Here is a 16,822-nt window from a genome sequence, read left to right on the forward strand (position 1 = left end):
TAAGGCGGCCACAGCGGTGAGGTAACACCCGTACCCATCCCGAACACGGAAGTTAAGCTCACCAGCGTGAACGCAACTACTGGAGTGCGCGAGCCTCTGGAAACACGTTCTCGCCGCCTGCCACTCATACTTCATCCACCACCCGCAGAGCGACAGCACCGCTCCGCGGGCGTTTCTATTTCGAACCACATCGCTATCCTTAAGCGGACGACGCCAATACACTCAGATGCGCCAAGGTGGCAGAGTCCGGCCGAACGCAGCGGCCTGCAGAGCCGCCCATCGCCGGTTCAAATCCGGCCCTTGGCTTCTCATCGATTCGTCACAACGTCCACAGAAGCGACCGCGACTCGTACCGTCAGGTACCGTCGCCGGACCCGTTTTGGTCGCCCTCACTCGTGCTCGACGTTATCCGGGACGTAGTCTGAACTGCAGCCGATCCGTCCACACCCAGTTCGAGAGAGATCTTCGAATGCTACTGTAGTCGGTTTCTGTCTGCCAACTCTCTAACCCCTCGAAGGGGTCGTGGGGGCCGCCGACGTGGGTCGGTCTCCGTCGGGACGTCCCGTTTGTCTCCGTGATGCTTCCGATTTATATCAGGTGGTGCGGAATGGCCTGCTATGACGACGCCTCCGCTGAGTGAACTGGTCCCGTTCGGCGCCGAAACCCGGCCGACGAGGGTCCTCCTCGTGGACGACGACGAGGAGGCAGTCCAGACGTCGGCGGCGTTTCTCCGGCGGGAACTGGACAGCGTCGAGACGACGGCGCTCACCGACTCGACGGAGGTGCTCGAAGCGCTGCGACACGAGGAGTTCGACTGCCTCGTGAGCGATTTCGATATGCCGGGGGCGACCGGCCTCGAACTCCTGCACGAGATACGCGAAGCGGGTATCGAGACACCGTTCGTCCTGTTCACCGGAAAGGGAAGCGAGGAGATCGCGAGCCAGGCGATAACCGCGGGCGTCGACGAGTACCTTCAGAAAGGCGGTCCGGAGGTGTATCCGGTGCTCGCCAATATGGTGGAGAACCTCGCCGAGAAACACCGGGCGGAAACGTTGGTCCAGCGTGCGTTCTTGGCGATCGAGTCGGCGGAGGAAGCCATCGGAATCGTCGACGAGAACGGCGTCTATCGGTATCTCAACGAGGCGTACGCCGCGGTGTACGACCACACTCGCGCCGAACTGATCGGTCGGCACTGGGACGTGTTGTACGACGAATCGGAGGCCCGGCGGTTTCACGACGAAATCCTCCCCGAACTCGAACGGCGGGGGACGTGGCGCGGAATCTCGACCGGGCTGACGAAAGAGGGAGCCCCGGTCCCCGAACGGCTCGTCCTCACACGGATGGACGACGGCGGACACGTCTGCATCGTTCGGGAACTCGCCCGCGACGGCGAACTGGAGGCGGAACTGGCGCTCAAGACCCGAGCCCTCGACGCGGCACATCTCGGTGTCGTCGTCACCGATGCCACCGCGGAAGACAACCCCATCGTCTGGATAAACGAGGGGTTCGAGAACCTGACTGGGTACGGCCGCCGGGAGACACTCGGCCGAAACTGTCGGTTCCTTCAGGGGGAAGCCACCGACCCGGAGACGGTAGCGGAGATCCGGCGGGCGATCGGCAGCGAGGAGGCGATTTCGACGGACCTCCTCAACTACGACGCGAGCGGTGACCCGTTCTGGAACCGGCTCCACGTGTTTCCCATCGAGGACGGCCACGGGTCGGTCACGCATTTCGTCGGCTTTCAGGAGGACGTGACCGAGCAGAAGCGAAACGAGAGACTGCTGCGCGCGAGCACGATGCGGCTGGAAGCGCTGTTCGAGCACTCGCCGGACATGATCGCCATCCACGACGCCGACGGGACGATACGCGACGTCAACGAGCGAATCTGCGAGGAGCTGGGCTACACCGAAAGCGAACTCGTCGGGAGAGCGGTCTGGGAGATAGACGCGACCGCCGACTCCGAGCGTGCACGGCAGTTCTGGGCGGCGCTCCCGACGAACACGCCGCGCCGCTTCGAGGGGGCGCTGGAGCGACGAGACGGGACGACCGTCGCCGTCGAAGTCCATCTGATTCGCCTCGAGCTCGACGGCGAGGACCGATTCGTGGCGATGGACCGAGATATCGGCGACCGGAAGGCCCGCGAAGCGGCGCTCGTCGAACAGAACGAGCGGCTCGACAAGTTCGCGAGCGTCGTCAGCCACGACCTCCGAAACCCGCTGCAGGTCGCGCAGGGTCGACTCCAGCTCCTCGAAGAGGATTACGAGAGCGAACACATCCCGCACATCTCGCGCGCGCTCGACCGGATGGAGGCGCTGATAGCGGATCTCCTCGCGCTCGCACACGGCGGCGAGGCCGCGATGGAACTCGAACGAATCCAGTTGTCGTCGCTCGTGCGGGCGTGTTGGGAGACGGTCGAGACGGCGGATGCGACGCTCGTCGTTGACGCCGACGGCCACGTCGAGGCGGACCGAGACCAGCTCCGGCAACTGTTCGAGAATCTGTTTCGGAACGCTGTGGAACACGGTTCCGCAGGCAGTCGGCCCGCGTCCGACGACGATGTCGAACACGGCTCGAACGACGGGTCCGAAGCGGCTGACGACGATGCCGACCCGGTCACCGTGCGGGTCGGCCGAACGCCGACGGGCTTTTTCGTCGCCGACGACGGGCCCGGCATCCCCGAGGCGATGCGGGAGGAGGTGTTCGAGGCGGGCTACTCGACCGCGGCGGAGGGCACAGGGTTCGGACTCAACATCGTCGAGCAGGTTACGGAGGCTCACGGTTGGCGAATCGACGCCGTCGAGAGCGACAGCGGCGGTGCACGTTTCGAGATAACCGTCGCCGCCGACGGCACCAGCGACGCTCCCGAGTAGCGACCGTCGTCTCCGCGGGCACCGGCCCCGCGTTCGTCGATTCCTCTCGCGCCGACCACCGCGTTGCGGGTCCGCGAAAAGTAATTGTTATACCCCGTCTCTCCTTTGCCCAAACTATGCAACGACGCGCCGCAGCCATCTCCGTCGCGTTCTTCTTGTTAGTCGGAGCGGCCTCCTACTCGCTCATTGCGACGGCCGAAGAACCGACGATACAGTTCGAGAACGCCGAACACGAACTTCAGGAGGGTGACCAGTTCACCCAGGGAGGACAGCAGTACACCGTGACGTCGCTCGACGCGCAGGTCGAAGGCGGCGACCACGGCAGTCCGACCACGCTCTCTCGCACCGGTGAAATCGCGTGGACGAACGACTCCGCACGCTACACACAGACCTGGGAGAACAACTCCTCGGTGTCGGTCTCCAACGAGAGCTACCGCGTTCTCATCCCCAACGACTCCGACCCCGACAGCCTCACGCTCCGTGAGGAACTGAACCGCACGGCGCTGCTGCAGGCGAACGAGTCCGTCGACAACGAGATGGTCACGCGCGACGGCCAGCGGTACGTCGTCTACAACGACGGCAGCGGTAACCCGACGCTCGTCCCCGAAGACCAGTTCTTCCCGGAACCGGAGAGCACCCAGTACGACGAGGGTCAGCAGTTCGACTTCGAGGGTAACCAGACGACCGTCGAGAACATCACCGCCAGCGAGGCGACGCTGGCGTGGACCGCGCCGCAGAACAACACCGCCGCCCTCGAAGACCAGGCCAACGTGACCGTCGGCGACCAGCAGTACCTCGCCTACTTCCCGGAAAACGAGACCGTCTACCTCACGCAGGACAGAGCGAGCTACCAGGCACAACAGCAGGAGATCGCGACGTACAACCGTCACCTGAAAGGACTGCAGGGCGTCACCATCCTCTCCGGAGCGCTCGTCGTCCTGCTCATCGGTTTGGCGTACCTCCCCTCGCGGTACTGAAGCTCTCTCCCCGCGCGGAACCAGACGCAGTTCGGCCGCGTTCCCCTTCTTCCGACGCCACTTCGCGGCGATAGCCCGCCGCACGCTCGGCGACGCCCGGGCTCAGGTGTCGTCCCGCTGACGCACCGCGAGAACCGGAGCCGAGACGGTCCGGAGCACGCGTTCGGTCACGCTGCCGAGTAGATACCGTCGAACGCCGCTGCGGCCGTGCGTGCCCATCACCACGAGGTCGACGTTGTTCGAGGAGACGTACTCGCCGATCTCCTCGTGGGGAACGCCGTGGACGACGGTGGCCTCGCCGTCGACGTCGGCGTCGCGGGCGCGTTCGACGACCGCGTCCGCACCCGTCTGCGCCTGTTCCTCGAGCCGTTCGACGAAGCCGCTGTCGACGCCGCCGGCGTTGAACAGACCGCCCGCCTCCACGAGATTCACCGCCGAGAGCGCGTGGAGCTCCGCGTCGAACGCGCGGGCGATGGCCACCGCGTGTTCGGTCGCCACCGCCGCACAGTCGCTGCCGTCGGTCGGGACGAGAATCCGCTCGTACGGCGAGGCGTCGTCGTCGCCGTGGACGGTCATCACCGGACAGTCGGCCAAGCGGACGACCCGCTCGGCGACGCTCCCGAGGAGATATCGCTGCAGGCCGCTGCGCCCGTGCGTACCCATCACCACCGCGTCGACGTCTCGTTCGTCGGCGTCGGCGAGAATCTCCTCGTGCGGCACGCCCGTCCGAATCGACGTTTCGACGGGCACCGCCGTCGACGCCGCTCGTTCGTCGGCGTCGTCGAGCGTACGCTCTCCGAACCGGCGGAGGCTGTCCTGTACGTTCTCGGCGTCGCGTTCGTCGGTCGAAACCGCGACTTCGTCCGGCTCGGCGTTGACGACGTAGAGCACGTGCACCGACGCGTCGGTCGCTTCCGCCAAGAGCAGTGCGTGGTCTACCGCCCGCGCCGCCGCCTCACTGCCGTCGGTCGGAACCAGTATCGTATCGTACACACTCGAACACCACGGAGTGGTATGTCATAACTCGATATGAATGGTTCCTGCGCCCGACGGTCGGATAGAAGTGCCTCGCGGTGCAACGGCGGGTGTGTCCGAACCCAACGACGACAACGAGACGCCGCCGGCCGCCGACGTCGACGATACGCCGACGGTTCGCTGTACGCGCTGCGACCGCACCTGGGACCTCGGTTACGAACTCGACGAGCTGAGCGTCGGCAACCAGTCGTTCGAGCAGTTCGCGCTCGACCACAGACGCCACACCGGCCACTTCCCCGACGACGTGACGCCGTGGGTCGCCACCTGCCGACGGTGCCCCGACGGCGACCAGTTCCTCTCCGAACACCCCGCGCGTCGGTGGGCGGAGACCCACGCCCGACACACCGGCCACACCGTCTCGCTCGACTACGGTGACGAGCAGTCCATCGTCGAACCGGAGTGAGGTCGGCGCGAGCGACAGAGCGGGGCCGACACGAGCAACAGGGCAGGGTCGGTGCGAGCGCGGTCAGCGGCGGTACGACAGCGGTTCTCGCAGCCGCCAGACGTCCGTCTCCGGGTCGAGTCGGTGCGGTTCGGCCCCTCGTTCGGTGAGGATGCCAGCGTGGTACAGCATCGCCTTCAACTGGAACACCGTCGGCGAGTGAAAGACGTCCCCCTCCCGAAGCGCTTCGAGCCGGAGGTCGCCGTCCCCGTCCAACACCCGACTGCGAACGTCCCGGGTTCCCCGAACGAACAGTTCCACGGTGAACGTCGGGTGGAGGACGTGCAGCCACTCGACGAGGTCGACGAGCGACGGGTCGCGGACGCCGTCCTCGTGCATGGTCTGCAGTTCCTCGACCAACAGTTGGGTCGCCGGGTACGCCCAGACGACGCGTCTCGTCAACTGCCCCCACTCGGGGGCGAGGTCGCAGAACCGCGTTCTCGACCCGCGCCACTCTTCGAACGTCGACAGTGCGGCGTCGACCGAGTCGTATCGGCGCAGCGCGAACCGGACTACCTCCTCGCCGAGCGACGTGAGTTCGGTGCGGTCGGGACGCTCGTCAGTGAGTCCGAGGAACGCCGCACCCCGCCGGGCGTCGGCCGTCGCTCCGACGACGCGCTTGGCGAGTAGTTCGTCGGCGACGCCGTCGTGGTACAGCGCGAGCGGAACGCCGAGATAGTTCTTCGGGTGGTTGAGCCCGAACGACTTGTTCGCGACTCCCTGTGCCGTCGCCTGAAATCTGATGGCCGTCGCGTCGTCGGAGGTCCGGTTACCGACGACGCGCGGAACCTCCAGCGGCTCGACCGCTCCCCCCGCGTCGACGCCGAGGACGCCGACGTTGAGTTCGCGGGCGAGCGTCCGCGCCGACTGCGAAATCGCCCGAGCGGGCGCCGCGACGTACGCGGCGTTGGCCTCGTGGAGCCGGTCGTACGCCTGCACGACTCCGCGTTCGACGTCGACGGTGCCCGACCCGGTGTACCCCTTCGCTTCGACGGCGACGAGGGGCGGTTGGTCCCCGAACCGCTCGACAGCGAGTAGTTCCGACTCTAAGAGCCGGACGCCGACGAGGTCCGGGTAGCCCGACCCCACGCGAACGTGGTTGAACGGCGCGAGTTGTTCGCGTACCGTCGACGAAATCGGTTGGCCCGGGAGCCACTCCTCCATCGCGAACTGTGTGTCCACGACCGAGTAGGTGTCCGGCTGGTTCGCGTCGGGAAAGAGACGGCGTTTGGCGTGGGCGAGGACCTCCGGTTCCGAGAGCGGTGCCGCGCTGGCCATGAGCTGTCGTCTCCCGTGGATGGTATGAATGGATGGGGTTTTGTCGAAGATGCGGATTCTACAGGGTCGAACGGCCGCCGCCGAGCGCCGAGGGGTGAGAAGTCTCTAGACGGCGTTAGTCGACTGTCGATTTCGTTCCGTCGAAACGCCAAAAACGGACCCGACGGGAGTGAGCAAACGCTTCGCGTTTGCGAACTACGTCGGGGGAGCGAGACGAACGAAGTGAGTCGAGCGGACCCGACGGGATTTGAACCCGCGACATCTTGGTCCGGAACCAAGCACTCTGTCCACTGAGCTACGGGCCCTCACCCCGACGTACACGATAACTGGCTATAACCGTTGTGACCTAAACTCGCCGGCGCTGCCGTCTCGAGAGCCGTCGTCAGAAGAGAAAAAATCGAACAGTCGTCGACCGATTACGGTGCAGTACCGGTTTCGATGGTGAAATCCGCACGCGGGTAAGCGACGCAGGTGAGCGTGTAGCCCTCGTCGAGTTCGCCCTCGTCGAGCATCTGCTGGTTGTCGTGGACGACGTAGTCCTCGGAGTTGCCGCCGGAGGTGATCTGACCCGCACAGGAGACGCACTGCCCCTGTCGGCAGGCGTACGGGAGGTCCCAACCCTCCTCTTCGCCGGATTCGAGGACGGTCTGGTTGTTCGGAATCTCGATGGTCGAACCCTCTTTGACGAACTCCACCTCGAAGTACTCGACTTCGTCCTCGGGGATGTCAGCGGGGCTCGAACTCTCTTCTTGGGCCTCGCCCTCTTCGAGTTCGCCCTCCTCGCCCGCTGCCGCGCCGCCGACGGCGACGGCGCTGCCGCCGCCGATAGAGCGGTTCATCGGTTCGGGGAAGTCGGTCTCGGGGACCGTCGACGCGCGCTGTTCGAGCACTTCCTGGGAGATGTCGGCGGTGGCCGTCCACCCCGTCCCCTTCGAGAAGTGCATCGCGACGGCCAGCGCCGTCAGCGCCGCGCCCAGTCCTACCGCCACTGGGTCGATGAGAGACATATCGGCGGCTACGGAGTGCGGGTTTACAACAGTTGTGATTCCGCCGATAGCCCGGCGGCGCGGCGGTCGGCGCTCGGAGCGTCGCCGGCGAACCACCGGGAACTCCCGCTGAGCGCGTTCGCTACTCCAGCGGAATCCGCTTGAACTCCTCTTCGCTGCGGGCACGTAGCTTGTCGAATCGGCTTCGAGCGCTCACGCGCGTCTCGCCGAACGTCGCCCCGAGGAGCGCCCCGACGGCCCCGCCGGTGCTCGCGGCTTCCTTACCGAACAGTCCGCCGAGACCCGCACCGATAGCCGCGCCGATAGCTGCGTATCGCGCCCGACTCAGCATCCGTCGAAAGTGAGCAGTCGCATCGTTTCTGTCCATACTCCCCGTACGCCGCGGAGTCAGATAACGCTGTTCTCGGTTCCCCCGTCGAAACGTCGACGCAGTCAGGGCGTCTCTGTCGACGGGGGGACCGGCGAGACTGGCGGAACCGACGAGACTGGCGGGACCGGCGACTTCCGTCGTCGCGCAGTCGCAGTCCGACGGGCCTCGACCACTCGCCCGAGCAACTCGTTCGCGACCACCGGCGCAGCACCGATGAGACCTGCACCGAACGCCAGTCCGTACCAACTGAGCACCCCGCGCGGAGTCGTCTGCACCACGTAGAGCGCGGCGACTGCCGCCAGAAGCGTCGCCGCCGCGAGCGTCACGCCGCATCCGAGCAGAAGCACCGCTCTGCGGAGTTGTCTCCCCCGTCCGAGAACCGATGTCATACTTGATTCCTCGCTTCTCAGTAGTACGCTCGCCGAGGGGATAGCGTCGTCCCCGCGGTCCGTGGGACGGACCGTCCGTCTCCGAGACGCTCAGTCGCGAGCGACTTCGTGACGGCCGAAGCCGTAGCGGAGTCGGTTCGCCAACCGCCGCGAGAATCGTCCCTCGTTTCGGCTGTCGAAGCGCTCGGCGAGCGCCTGGTAGATGAGCGGCACCGGAACCTCCTGTTCGAGCGCCTCCTGGACCGTCCACGTGCCGGTCGAGCCGCCGGCGACGTGGTCGGCGACGTCGCCCAGATCAGAGCCCTCCTCGGTGAACGCCTCTTCGCAGAGTTCGAGCAACCACGAGCGGATAACCGCGCCGTTGTTCCACGTCCGGGCGACGGCTTCGAGGTCGAGGTCGTAGCGGCCGTCCGCGAGGAGTTCGAAGCCCTCGCCGTACGCCTGCATCAGCGCGTACTCGACGCCGTTGTGGACCATCTTCACGTAGTGGCCCGACCCCGACTCGCCCATCCGGTCGTGACCGTCGGGTCCGGTGGCGACGGCGTCGAAGACGGGCGTCAGTTCGTCGTACGCCCACTGGGGGCCGCCGACCATGAGCGAGAAGCCGAGTTCCGCGCCCGCGGGACCGCCGCTGGTGCCGCAGTCGAGGTACGCCGCCCGGCAGGCTTTCGCGCGCTCGACGGAGCGCTCGAAGTGGGAGTTGCCGCCGTCGACGACCACGTCGTCGGCGTCGAGGTAGGCGTCGAGGTCCGCGAGCGTCGCGTCGACGGCGTCGCCGGCCGGAACCATCAGCCAGATGCGCTTCTCGTCGCCGAGTCTCTCGACGAGGTCCTCGACGCTCGCTGCGGGCTTTGCACCCGCGTCGGCGGCGGTCTCGACCGCTCGTTCGCTCAGGTCGAACGCGACCACGTCGTGGCCCGCGGCGACCACTCGTTCGACGACTATCTGGCCCATTCGTCCGAGTCCGATGACGCCCAGTTGCATGGTCGGAGGTTTACCGGAGGGAGGTAAGGGGTTGTGGTTCGTCGGAGTCGCGGGGGTGACCCTCGCCACTCGGAGCGCCGCTGGACTTACGCTTCCCGAACCCGTACACCTCTCGACATGACGCTCTCTGACATCCTCGATGCAACCGTCGCAACGGCCGCGCCGACGACGCCCGTCGGCGACGTGACCGCCGCGATGCGCGAGGGGTCGCTCGAACTCGTCGCCGTGCTCGACGAACAGCGACCGCTCGGGCTGTTGACGCCCGCCGACATCGGTCGCGCGTACGTCGCCGGCGAGGACCTCGACGGCGAGACCGCCGGCGAGATACTCTCGGACGACCTCGTCACCGTCCGCGAGTCAGAGGACCTCTCGGCGCTGGTCGCGCACCTCGCGGACGAGAACGCTCGCCGCGCGGCCGTCGTCGACGACGCGGGCGACTTCGTCGGCGTCGTCCGGTTGGAGGACGCGCTCGTCCAGTACGGCGAGGATCTGACGCGCATCCTCTCGATGTTCGACGGGTGACGACGGCGACCGTGGTTGGTCGGCGGTCGTCCCTCCGCGTACGCCGCCGGAACCGCCCCGTTTTTCGGCCAGTCGCTCCTCCACCCGCACATGGACGAACGCGTACGCGAGCACGCCGAGGTGCTCGTCGACTGGAGCGCACGCATCGAGGCCGGTGACGACGTCGTCGTCAGCGTCGCCGAGGACGCCCACGACCTCGCCGTCGCCGTCGCGGAGAAACTCGGCGAACGCGGGGCGAACGTCGTCACCCTCTACGACTCCGCGGAGGTCTCGCGGGCGTACCTGAAGAGCCACGACGGCGAGTTCGACGAGGACCCCGCCCACGAACTCGCGCTCCTGGAGAACGCCGACGCGTACCTCCGCCTCGGCGGCGGGCGGAACACGACCGCGACCGCGGACGTGCCCGGTGAAACCCAGCGTGCGTTCGCTCGGGCACGCGAAGGAACCCGCGAGGCCCGCATGGACACCGACTGGGTCTCCACCGTGCACCCGACGCGCTCGCTCGCCCAGCAGGCCGGGATGGCCTACGAGGAGTACCGGCAGTTCGTCTACGACGCCGTGCTCCGCGACTGGGAGGCGCTGGCCGACGAGATGGCGCAGATGAAAGAGGTGCTCGACGCCGGGAGCGAGGTCCGCATCGAGAAGGAGCAGACGGACCTCACCATGTCCATCGAGGGGCGAACCGCCGTCAACTCGGCCGCGTCGGTCGCCTACGACTCGCACAACCTCCCCTCGGGCGAGGTGTTCACCGCACCGTACGCCACCGAGGGCGAGGTGTTCTTCGACGTGCCGATGACCATCCAGAGCAAGCGCGTCACCGACGTCCACCTCACCTTCGAGGACGGGGAGGTCGTCGACTTCGACGCCGGTCAGAACGAGACGGTCCTCGCGGACATTTTCGACACCGACGAGGGCGCGCGCCGCCTCGGCGAACTCGGCATCGGCATGAACCGCGGTATCGACCGCTTCACCGACAGCATCCTCTTCGACGAGAAGATGGGCGACACGATTCACCTCGCGGTCGGTCGCGCGTACGACTCCTGTCTCCCTGAAGGCGAGTCGGGCAACCAGTCGGCGGTCCACGTCGACATGATAACCGATATGAGCGAGGACTCGCGACTGCTCGTCGACGGCGAACTCGTCCAGCGAAATGGACGGTTCCGGTGGGAAGACGGCTTCGAGGAGTAACGGTCCCACGTTTTTTGGTGCAGATTTTTGCCGAGCGAGCGGAGCGAGCGAGGGAAAAAGGTGCAACGGACGATTCCGGTGGGAGGACGGGTTCGAGGAGTAACGGTTCCACGTTTTTTGGTGCAGATTTTTGCCGAGCGAGCGGAGCGAGCGAGGGAAAAAGGTGCAACGGACGGTTCCGGTGGGAAGACGGCTTCGAGGAGTAACGGTCCCACGTTTTTTGGTGCAGATTTTTGCCGAGCGAGCGGAGCGAGCGAGGGAAAAAGGTGCAACGGACAGTTCCGGTGGGAGGGCGGGTTCGAGGAGTGACCGTTCGCGCGGCTACCGACGCTCGTCGTCAGAGTCCCCTTCGACGTCGATACTGAGCGGCTTGCTCTGTCCCTCCGACTCCCCGCCGCCGAGGAGCCTCGACCGGAGGTCGTCGGTGAACGACTGCACCTGGTCGCGGACGGTCTTCACCTCTTCTTCGAACTTCTCGACCGTTCGCTCGACGTGGTACACTCGCGTCGCCGGAATTCGGCGGACGATGTCGCGCCCCTCGTCGTCCTCGCCGACTTTCACCAGCCAGTGGTCCTGGAAGTACGCGACGTGTTCGTTCTGGACGTTCTTCTCTATCGTCTCGCCGTCGGGGTCTTCGTACACGATCGTCGCCTCGCCGAGTTCTTCGTCGACCATAGGTGAGAGTGAGCGCCCAGACACGAAGTAGTGTGGGTCGATTCGACGCCGGTTGCTCGACCCGACGGCTGTTCGGCCCGACTCGACTCCCGCACGGAAAGCACTTACCGGACGACTCGCTTCTCTCCGTATGCGTCGATACGCCCTCCTGTTCGTCGTCTTCGGCCTTCTCGTCGCCGGTTGCACCAGCGTCCCGCCGGCGGACGACTCCCCCGAGACGATCGCGACGGAGTCCCCGACCGAACCGCCGGCGACGACGTCGCCGACCCCGACCACCGACGGACACTCGACGACCGCCTACGCCGACTGTCCGTACCTCCTGCACGTCGAACTCGCCGACGAGGACAGGGCCGCGGGGGCGGACCGGACGCTGGCGTACGAGAATCTCTCCGCCGACCGACGCACCGAGTTCGACCGCGCCCGCGAGAACGGAACTCTCTCGATGGAGTCGCTACCCGACACGTGGAGTGCGCCGCGAATCGTCGAGTACGAGGGAGAAGCGTACGAGACGGTCGCGGCGACCTGCTAACGTCGACTTCGGACCCCGGCGGTCGGACCCACTACCCCTGCTTCGGTTCGTGGACGTGGCCGCACTCGGGGCACTCGACCTCCTCGGCGCGCAACTGGGCACTCGACTGGCGGACCTCGCGCATGACGCTCGAAATCCGCTCCTCGGCGTCGAGTTCCTCGGCGACGGCCAGGTCGACGCCCTCTACTTCGAGGAGGAACTTCGCAATCTCGGTCACTTCGTACATCGTCTCGTCCAACTCTTCGGCGGTGAAGAAGCCGCTCATCGCGCCGTAGAGGAACGTCGCGCCTGCTTTCTTCACCTTCCCCTCGAAGGACGAACGCGCCTGATTGACCGCCTGCGGGGTGTACGTGTCGGTCATGAACGGCACCAAGCGGGGGAGGTTCTCGCCGATTTTCGTCATCTCGACGCCCGTCTCGGTCCGGAAGTCCGCGCAGAGGCGCGCGATGGCCCACTCGCGGGCGGTGATGTACGTCCGGTCGCGGAGGAAGCCGTTGACGCGGTCGTACTGCGCGCCGTCCATCTTCTTGAAGCGGGCGTACTTCTGCACGTCCTCGGGCACGTCCTCTGTGGCGGTGTCGTCGACGGGACCGTCAGCGTCGGCAGGGCTGTCGGCGTCGACGGGACCGTCAGCGTCGGCGTCGTGGCGCTCGCCGTCGGTGTCGACGGGGCCGTCGCTCGCCTCCTCGGGCGCTGCCGCGCCGTTTTTCGTCTCTGTTGTCCCGGCCTCCTCTCTCTCCGCTGCGTCCGCCGTGCGGTCGTCAGCACCGACTGTCTCGTCGCGCGCACCGTTTTTCGTCTCTCGCTCGGGCGACTCCGAGGGCGTCGCGGGGTCGTCTGCCATACTCCGCCCTTGTGAACCGGGTACAAAAGGGTTGTCGGCGTGGTCCGACCAGCATCGGGACCCGCGTCGAAGCCGTCGACCCCCGCCTTCGGCGGCAACTGTTTTGGCCCCCGCCTGCGACTGCCTCGCACATGAAGGTGTTACTGGGAATCGGCGGAAGCGAGGACTCGTATCAGGCGCTCGAACGCACGGTCGAACGGGCGGTCGCCGCGGCCGACGACCTCACCGTCGCCATCGTCGAGAACCCGGATTCCGACGCGACGCCCGAGGAGATAGAGACGCACGTCCGCGAACGACTGGAAGGCGTCGCCTTCGACGCCGAAATCCGACACGTCGAGGGCGACCCCGGAAGCCGACTGGTCGACCTCGCCGAGAGCGGCGGCTTCGACCAGGTCGTCCTCGGCGGCGGCCAGCGCAGCCCGATGGGAAAGATCAGCATCGGGAGCATCGCCGAGTTCGTGCTCCTGAACTCCCACAAGACGGTGAAACTAGTGCGATGAAGCGAGAGCGTCTCTACCCCGACGAACCGGCGGGTCCGTTCGACGCCCCGCCCATCGAGTTCGAGGACCGCGAAGGTCGCGCCATCGAGGTCCGCACCTACGACCCCGACGGCGACGACTACGAGCGACTCGTCGAGATGTACACCGAGTTCGACCCCGCCGACCGCGCGCAGGGTATCCCACCTGGCCGCGAGGAGCGCATCCGGTCGTGGCTCGACACGATTCTCGACGCCGACTGTCTGAACGTCGTCGCCTGGCACGACGACGAGGCGGCGGGACACGCGACGCTCGTCCCCGACGAGGACGCCTACGAACTCGCCATCTTCGTGCTCCAGAAGTACCAGCGCGCCGGCATCGGCACGCACCTCATCGAGGCGCTGCTCGGCCACGGCCAGACCAGCGGCGCCGAGAAAGTGTGGCTCACCGTCGAGCGGTGGAACCGCGCGGCCGTCGCGCTCTACAAGAAGATCGGCTTCGAGACGAGCAACGCCGAGAGCTTCGAGTTGGAGATGGCGATTCGGCTGAACTGACCCGACGCCGGCAGAGAACGTCCCGTGGACCGCCCACGAACCGTCCGAGGGCGTTCGCGCGCACACTCGCCGAACGCGTTCTTCCGAGAAGCGTACGACTAAGCACGTCTCCGTGCAGCACTCTGTGTATGACTCGCACACCGGACGTGCTACTGGAGAACCAGACGTGGACGGACGTCGAGAACGCCCTCGAAGACGGGACGCGAACCGCAGTCGTCGCCGTCGGCTCCGTCGAACAGCACGGACCGCATCTACCGCTCATCATGGACACGCTCGCGGGCGACGAACTCTCGCGGCGCATCGCCGAGAGACTCGGCGACGCGTTCGCCGCGCCGACGATTCGACCCGGCTGTTCCGGACACCACATGGACTTTCCCGGTACGATCACGATTCCGCCCGAGACGCTGATGGAGCTGATTCGGTCGTACTGCCGGTCGCTGGACGCTCACGGGTTCGAGCATCTCGTGCTCGTGCCGACCCACGGCGGTAACTTCGCGCCGGTCAACACCGTCGCGCCCGAGATCGCCCGCGAACTCGACGCGAACGTCATCGCGCTGGCGGAGCTCGACACGCTGATGGAACTGATGAACGAGGGCCTCCGCGCCGCGGGCGTCGAGTACGAGGAGCCGGTGATTCACGCGGGTGCGGCGGAGACGGCGATGGTGATGGCCGTCGACGAGGGGCTCGTCCGGACGGACCGACTCGAAGTCGGCCGCGAGGGAGACATCTCCGTCTCGCGGCTGCTCAGCGACGGATTCAGAGCGATAACGGAGAACGGCGTGCTCGGCGACCCGCGGGAGGCGACGCTCGAGGCGGGCGAGGAGATATTCTCGAAACTCGCCGACGCCTACGCCGAGCGAATCGAGGCCGAGCGCGACGCGGTCTGAACGGCTCCTGCCGAATCAGACCGACAGCACCGGCTGACTCGCGTACAACAGCACGTACTCGGCGGCCTTTTCGAGCACCTCGCCGGGGTCGCCGGAGACGGGCTCGCGCGGGACGACGATGAAGTCGGCGTCGAGTTCCTCGGCGGTGTCGAGGACGACGCTACCGGGGTGTCGGGTCTTCACGTGCGTCGAGAAGCCGTAGGCGGTCGACGTGGTCACTTCGACGTCGTGCACCTCGGCCATCTGCGCGACGTTGTCGGTGAACGACTCCGTCTCGGCGGCGACCTCGTCCTCGTCGACGGCGTCGCTCTCGATGGCGCGAACCATCTCTTCGCCGAGCACGTAGACGGCGTGGACGGCGGCGTCGTATCGCTCGGCGATGCCGATGGCGTACTCGATGGCCACTGTCGACTCGTCGCTCCCGTCGACCGGCACGAGCACGATGTCGAGTTCCAAGGGCGTCGTCATACCCCTCTCTGTGCGGGCCTACATCAAAAACGCTCCCCCCGAGCCGTCGCACTCGCCGTCTCCGCGCACCGACCCCCGTCGGTCGCGCGTGGTTTTATGCCGTGGCCGGGCGAACGCGGCGATATGTTCGACACCATCGTCATCGCGACAGACGGCTCCGAGAGCGTTCGCCGTGCGGTGGCCGTCGCACTCGACCTCGCGGAGACGTTCGACGCGTCGGTGCACGCGCTCTACGTCGTCGACAGCGGGGAAGTGGACTCGTCGCCGGACCGACTCCGCGACGAGATGCGCGACGCGCTTCACGAACGCGGCGAGGAGGCACTCGAAACCGTCCGCGCGGAGACGACCCGCGAGGTGACCACCGCCGTCCGCGAGGGCCGTCCCGCGGCCGTCATCAGCGACTACGCCCGCGAGCACGACGCCGACGTGGTCGCCACGGGGACACGCGGGCGACACGGCGAGAACCGGTTTCTCATCGGCAGCGTCGCCGAGCGGGTCGTCCGGACGTGTCCGGTCCCCGTGCTGACGGTGCGACAGCTCGACGCGTCGGAGAGCATCTGAACCGCGCGTTGGACTCCGGCACCGAAAGCTCGCGTCTCCCACCTCTCGGTCCCGACTTCCGTCGTGGACCGACTTCTCGGCAGTCGGTTTCGGTCGATTTTCGGCCGACCCGACCGCGGTCACTCGCCGTCGACGAGCAACTCGACGACGGGCGTATCGGCGTCTCCGCGCTCTCGCGCCGCGAGCAGTTGCCACCGGGTGACGACGCCGGCGAGCCGGTCCGCGTCGTCGACGACCAACACGAACCGCTCTCCGTCGCCGAGCGCGCGTTCGAGACACGTCTCGGCCGGAACGCCCGCCTCCACGACGAGCGGTCTCTCCGGGGTGAGATCGCCGACCGTCTCGGGCGCCAACGGGTCGGTCTCGTCGCGTTGCACCTGTCTCGGGCTGTACACGCCGAGCGGTCGCTCGCCGTCCAGCACGACGACGCACCCGCTCGGGTCGAGCCCGTCGGCCAGCGCGGCTAACGGCGTCCGCTGCGATACTCCGTAAACGGGCAACCCCAACGTCGGTTCGCCCGGCTCTCCGCCGGGTCGACCCCTCTGCACACTCCCTGACATCGCGTCTCCCTTCGGACTGTCAGACGTTAGTTACTGACAGGCTACTGTTTGTGTCAACGGGTGCTTTACCCCCGTTCGGCGCGTGGCGGTCGCTCGTGGGACTCTCGAAAACCGGGTGACTGCGGGACGGTCGAACTCGGTTTCGCTTCCGACGGCGGTGGATTCGGCTTCCGACGGGGTGTTCGGCTTCCGACGGGGTGTTCGGC

General features: G+C 66.7%; 20 protein-coding genes, 2 tRNA genes and 1 rRNA gene. 12 read left to right on the top strand and 11 right to left on the bottom strand.

Annotated features, from left to right (window positions below; genetic code table 11):
• The 4 genes from rrf to DV709_RS09560 all read left to right on the top strand — a co-directional run bounded on the left by rrf (window position 1) and on the right by DV709_RS09560 (window position 3,847).
• Window positions 1-122, top strand: a 5S ribosomal RNA gene (rrf, locus tag DV709_RS09545).
• A 108-nt stretch (window positions 123-230) separates the two neighbouring features.
• Window positions 231-306 (top strand) — tRNA-Cys (locus DV709_RS09550).
• Window positions 307-617: 311 nt separating this feature from the next.
• On the top strand, window positions 618-2,870 hold the full coding sequence (locus DV709_RS09555) for a PAS domain S-box protein (RefSeq protein WP_117594227.1): 2,253 nt from the start codon (window positions 618-620) through the stop codon (window positions 2,868-2,870).
• A gap of 116 nt (window positions 2,871-2,986) precedes the next feature.
• Window positions 2,987-3,847 (top strand): hypothetical protein, encoded by an 861-nt coding sequence (locus DV709_RS09560; protein ID WP_117594229.1) that lies wholly within the window; start codon window positions 2,987-2,989, stop codon window positions 3,845-3,847.
• Window positions 3,848-3,949: 102 nt separating this feature from the next.
• Here the strand turns inward: DV709_RS09560 and DV709_RS09565 are convergent, their stop codons facing one another.
• Complete coding sequence (locus DV709_RS09565; RefSeq protein ID WP_117594232.1) at window positions 3,950-4,840, bottom strand: universal stress protein; 891 nt, start codon at window positions 4,838-4,840, stop codon at window positions 3,950-3,952.
• A 94-nt stretch (window positions 4,841-4,934) separates the two neighbouring features.
• On the opposite strand from DV709_RS09565, the gene DV709_RS09570 reads away from it, so the two are divergent.
• Window positions 4,935-5,285 (top strand): hypothetical protein, encoded by a 351-nt coding sequence (locus DV709_RS09570; RefSeq protein ID WP_117594233.1) that lies wholly within the window; start codon window positions 4,935-4,937, stop codon window positions 5,283-5,285.
• Between the two features lie 63 nt (window positions 5,286-5,348).
• Here DV709_RS09570 and DV709_RS09575 read toward each other — a convergent pair whose 3' ends face one another.
• From DV709_RS09575 to gnd, 6 genes are all read right to left on the bottom strand, one after another.
• Window positions 5,349-6,602, bottom strand: a complete 1,254-nt coding sequence (locus DV709_RS09575) for a hypothetical protein (protein ID WP_117594234.1) — start codon at window positions 6,600-6,602, stop codon at window positions 5,349-5,351.
• Between the two features lie 232 nt (window positions 6,603-6,834).
• A tRNA-Arg gene (locus DV709_RS09580) sits at window positions 6,835-6,907 on the bottom strand.
• Window positions 6,908-7,018: 111 nt separating this feature from the next.
• Complete coding sequence (locus tag DV709_RS09585) at window positions 7,019-7,609, bottom strand: 2Fe-2S iron-sulfur cluster-binding protein (RefSeq protein WP_117594235.1); 591 nt, start codon at window positions 7,607-7,609, stop codon at window positions 7,019-7,021.
• Window positions 7,610-7,730: 121 nt separating this feature from the next.
• Window positions 7,731-7,976 carry a hypothetical protein gene (locus DV709_RS09590; protein WP_117594236.1) on the bottom strand — a complete coding sequence of 82 codons (246 nt, stop codon included), beginning with the start codon at window positions 7,974-7,976 and terminating at the stop codon, window positions 7,731-7,733.
• Window positions 7,977-8,041: 65 nt separating this feature from the next.
• The gene (locus DV709_RS09595; protein ID WP_157972703.1) at window positions 8,042-8,368 is read right to left on the bottom strand and encodes a hypothetical protein; all 327 of its coding nucleotides are present in this window, start codon (window positions 8,366-8,368) and stop codon (window positions 8,042-8,044) included.
• A 90-nt stretch (window positions 8,369-8,458) separates the two neighbouring features.
• Window positions 8,459-9,352 carry a phosphogluconate dehydrogenase (NAD(+)-dependent, decarboxylating) gene (gene gnd, locus DV709_RS09600; RefSeq protein WP_117594238.1) on the bottom strand — a complete coding sequence of 298 codons (894 nt, stop codon included), beginning with the start codon at window positions 9,350-9,352 and terminating at the stop codon, window positions 8,459-8,461.
• A 117-nt stretch (window positions 9,353-9,469) separates the two neighbouring features.
• Here gnd and DV709_RS09605 point away from each other — a divergent pair, with 117 nt between their 5' ends.
• Together DV709_RS09605 and DV709_RS09610 are read left to right on the top strand one after the other, a co-directional pair.
• Window positions 9,470-9,874: a CBS domain-containing protein gene (locus DV709_RS09605; RefSeq protein WP_117594239.1), complete on the top strand. Its 405-nt coding sequence runs from the start codon at window positions 9,470-9,472 to the stop codon at window positions 9,872-9,874.
• Between the two features lie 90 nt (window positions 9,875-9,964).
• Window positions 9,965-11,062 carry an aminopeptidase gene (locus tag DV709_RS09610; RefSeq protein ID WP_117594240.1) on the top strand — a complete coding sequence of 366 codons (1,098 nt, stop codon included), beginning with the start codon at window positions 9,965-9,967 and terminating at the stop codon, window positions 11,060-11,062.
• A 321-nt stretch (window positions 11,063-11,383) separates the two neighbouring features.
• Here DV709_RS09610 and DV709_RS09615 read toward each other — a convergent pair whose 3' ends face one another.
• Window positions 11,384-11,737, bottom strand: a complete 354-nt coding sequence (locus DV709_RS09615) for a hypothetical protein (RefSeq protein ID WP_117594241.1) — start codon at window positions 11,735-11,737, stop codon at window positions 11,384-11,386.
• Window positions 11,738-11,867: 130 nt separating this feature from the next.
• On the opposite strand from DV709_RS09615, the gene DV709_RS09620 reads away from it, so the two are divergent.
• The gene (locus tag DV709_RS09620; RefSeq protein ID WP_117594242.1) at window positions 11,868-12,266 is read left to right on the top strand and encodes a hypothetical protein; all 399 of its coding nucleotides are present in this window, start codon (window positions 11,868-11,870) and stop codon (window positions 12,264-12,266) included.
• A gap of 31 nt (window positions 12,267-12,297) precedes the next feature.
• Here DV709_RS09620 and DV709_RS09625 read toward each other — a convergent pair whose 3' ends face one another.
• Window positions 12,298-13,110, bottom strand: coding sequence for a DUF5806 family protein (locus tag DV709_RS09625; RefSeq protein ID WP_232819723.1), 813 nt, complete (start codon window positions 13,108-13,110; stop codon window positions 12,298-12,300).
• Between the two features lie 131 nt (window positions 13,111-13,241).
• On the opposite strand from DV709_RS09625, the gene DV709_RS09630 reads away from it, so the two are divergent.
• From DV709_RS09630 to DV709_RS09640, 3 genes are all read left to right on the top strand, one after another.
• A complete protein-coding gene (locus tag DV709_RS09630; RefSeq protein WP_117594243.1) occupies window positions 13,242-13,610 on the top strand; it encodes a universal stress protein in 369 nt (122 codons plus the stop codon).
• Complete coding sequence (locus DV709_RS09635; protein WP_117594244.1) at window positions 13,607-14,140, top strand: GNAT family N-acetyltransferase; 534 nt, start codon at window positions 13,607-13,609, stop codon at window positions 14,138-14,140. Before DV709_RS09630 ends, DV709_RS09635 begins: the two co-directional genes overlap by 4 nt.
• 128 nt (window positions 14,141-14,268) lie before the next feature.
• Complete coding sequence (locus DV709_RS09640; protein ID WP_117594245.1) at window positions 14,269-15,027, top strand: creatininase family protein; 759 nt, start codon at window positions 14,269-14,271, stop codon at window positions 15,025-15,027.
• Window positions 15,028-15,042: 15 nt separating this feature from the next.
• On the opposite strand, the gene DV709_RS09645 is transcribed toward DV709_RS09640, so the two are convergent.
• On the bottom strand, window positions 15,043-15,495 hold the full coding sequence (locus DV709_RS09645; RefSeq protein ID WP_117594246.1) for a universal stress protein: 453 nt from the start codon (window positions 15,493-15,495) through the stop codon (window positions 15,043-15,045).
• A 123-nt stretch (window positions 15,496-15,618) separates the two neighbouring features.
• Here DV709_RS09645 and DV709_RS09650 point away from each other — a divergent pair, with 123 nt between their 5' ends.
• Entirely contained in the window at window positions 15,619-16,056 is a 438-nt protein-coding gene (locus DV709_RS09650; protein WP_117594247.1) for a universal stress protein, read from the top strand.
• A gap of 119 nt (window positions 16,057-16,175) precedes the next feature.
• On the opposite strand, the gene DV709_RS09655 is transcribed toward DV709_RS09650, so the two are convergent.
• Window positions 16,176-16,616, bottom strand: a complete 441-nt coding sequence (locus DV709_RS09655; RefSeq protein ID WP_117594248.1) for a CBS domain-containing protein — start codon at window positions 16,614-16,616, stop codon at window positions 16,176-16,178.
• Between the last annotated feature and the right edge of the window lie 206 nt (window positions 16,617-16,822).

Source organism: Haloprofundus halophilus, assembly GCF_003439925.1.
Taxonomy (GTDB): Archaea; Halobacteriota; Halobacteria; order Halobacteriales; family Haloferacaceae; genus Haloprofundus; species Haloprofundus halophilus.

Bases quoted from the DNA above. Each gene is read 5' to 3' on its own strand.
- DV709_RS09585 (WP_117594235.1), bottom strand. From the start codon at position 7,609: ATGTCTCTCATCGACCCAGTGGCGGTAGGACTGGGCGCGGCGCTGACG.
- DV709_RS09620 (WP_117594242.1), top strand. From the start codon at position 11,868: ATGCGTCGATACGCCCTCCTGTTCGTCGTCTTCGGCCTTCTCGTCGCC.
- DV709_RS09655 (WP_117594248.1), bottom strand. From the start codon at position 16,616: ATGTCAGGGAGTGTGCAGAGGGGTCGACCCGGCGGAGAGCCGGGCGAA.
- DV709_RS09630 (WP_117594243.1), top strand. From the start codon at position 13,242: ATGAAGGTGTTACTGGGAATCGGCGGAAGCGAGGACTCGTATCAGGCG.
- DV709_RS09605 (WP_117594239.1), top strand. From the start codon at position 9,470: ATGACGCTCTCTGACATCCTCGATGCAACCGTCGCAACGGCCGCGCCG.
- DV709_RS09590 (WP_117594236.1), bottom strand. From the start codon at position 7,976: ATGGACAGAAACGATGCGACTGCTCACTTTCGACGGATGCTGAGTCGG.
- DV709_RS09650 (WP_117594247.1), top strand. From the start codon at position 15,619: ATGTTCGACACCATCGTCATCGCGACAGACGGCTCCGAGAGCGTTCGC.
- DV709_RS09595 (WP_157972703.1), bottom strand. From the start codon at position 8,368: ATGACATCGGTTCTCGGACGGGGGAGACAACTCCGCAGAGCGGTGCTT.
- DV709_RS09610 (WP_117594240.1), top strand. From the start codon at position 9,965: ATGGACGAACGCGTACGCGAGCACGCCGAGGTGCTCGTCGACTGGAGC.
- DV709_RS09645 (WP_117594246.1), bottom strand. From the start codon at position 15,495: ATGACGACGCCCTTGGAACTCGACATCGTGCTCGTGCCGGTCGACGGG.
- DV709_RS09635 (WP_117594244.1), top strand. From the start codon at position 13,607: ATGAAGCGAGAGCGTCTCTACCCCGACGAACCGGCGGGTCCGTTCGAC.
- gnd (WP_117594238.1), bottom strand. From the start codon at position 9,352: ATGCAACTGGGCGTCATCGGACTCGGACGAATGGGCCAGATAGTCGTC.
- DV709_RS09575 (WP_117594234.1), bottom strand. From the start codon at position 6,602: ATGGCCAGCGCGGCACCGCTCTCGGAACCGGAGGTCCTCGCCCACGCC.
- DV709_RS09625 (WP_232819723.1), bottom strand. From the start codon at position 13,110: ATGGCAGACGACCCCGCGACGCCCTCGGAGTCGCCCGAGCGAGAGACG.
- DV709_RS09555 (WP_117594227.1), top strand. From the start codon at position 618: ATGACGACGCCTCCGCTGAGTGAACTGGTCCCGTTCGGCGCCGAAACC.
- DV709_RS09560 (WP_117594229.1), top strand. From the start codon at position 2,987: ATGCAACGACGCGCCGCAGCCATCTCCGTCGCGTTCTTCTTGTTAGTC.
- DV709_RS09615 (WP_117594241.1), bottom strand. From the start codon at position 11,737: ATGGTCGACGAAGAACTCGGCGAGGCGACGATCGTGTACGAAGACCCC.
- DV709_RS09640 (WP_117594245.1), top strand. From the start codon at position 14,269: ATGACTCGCACACCGGACGTGCTACTGGAGAACCAGACGTGGACGGAC.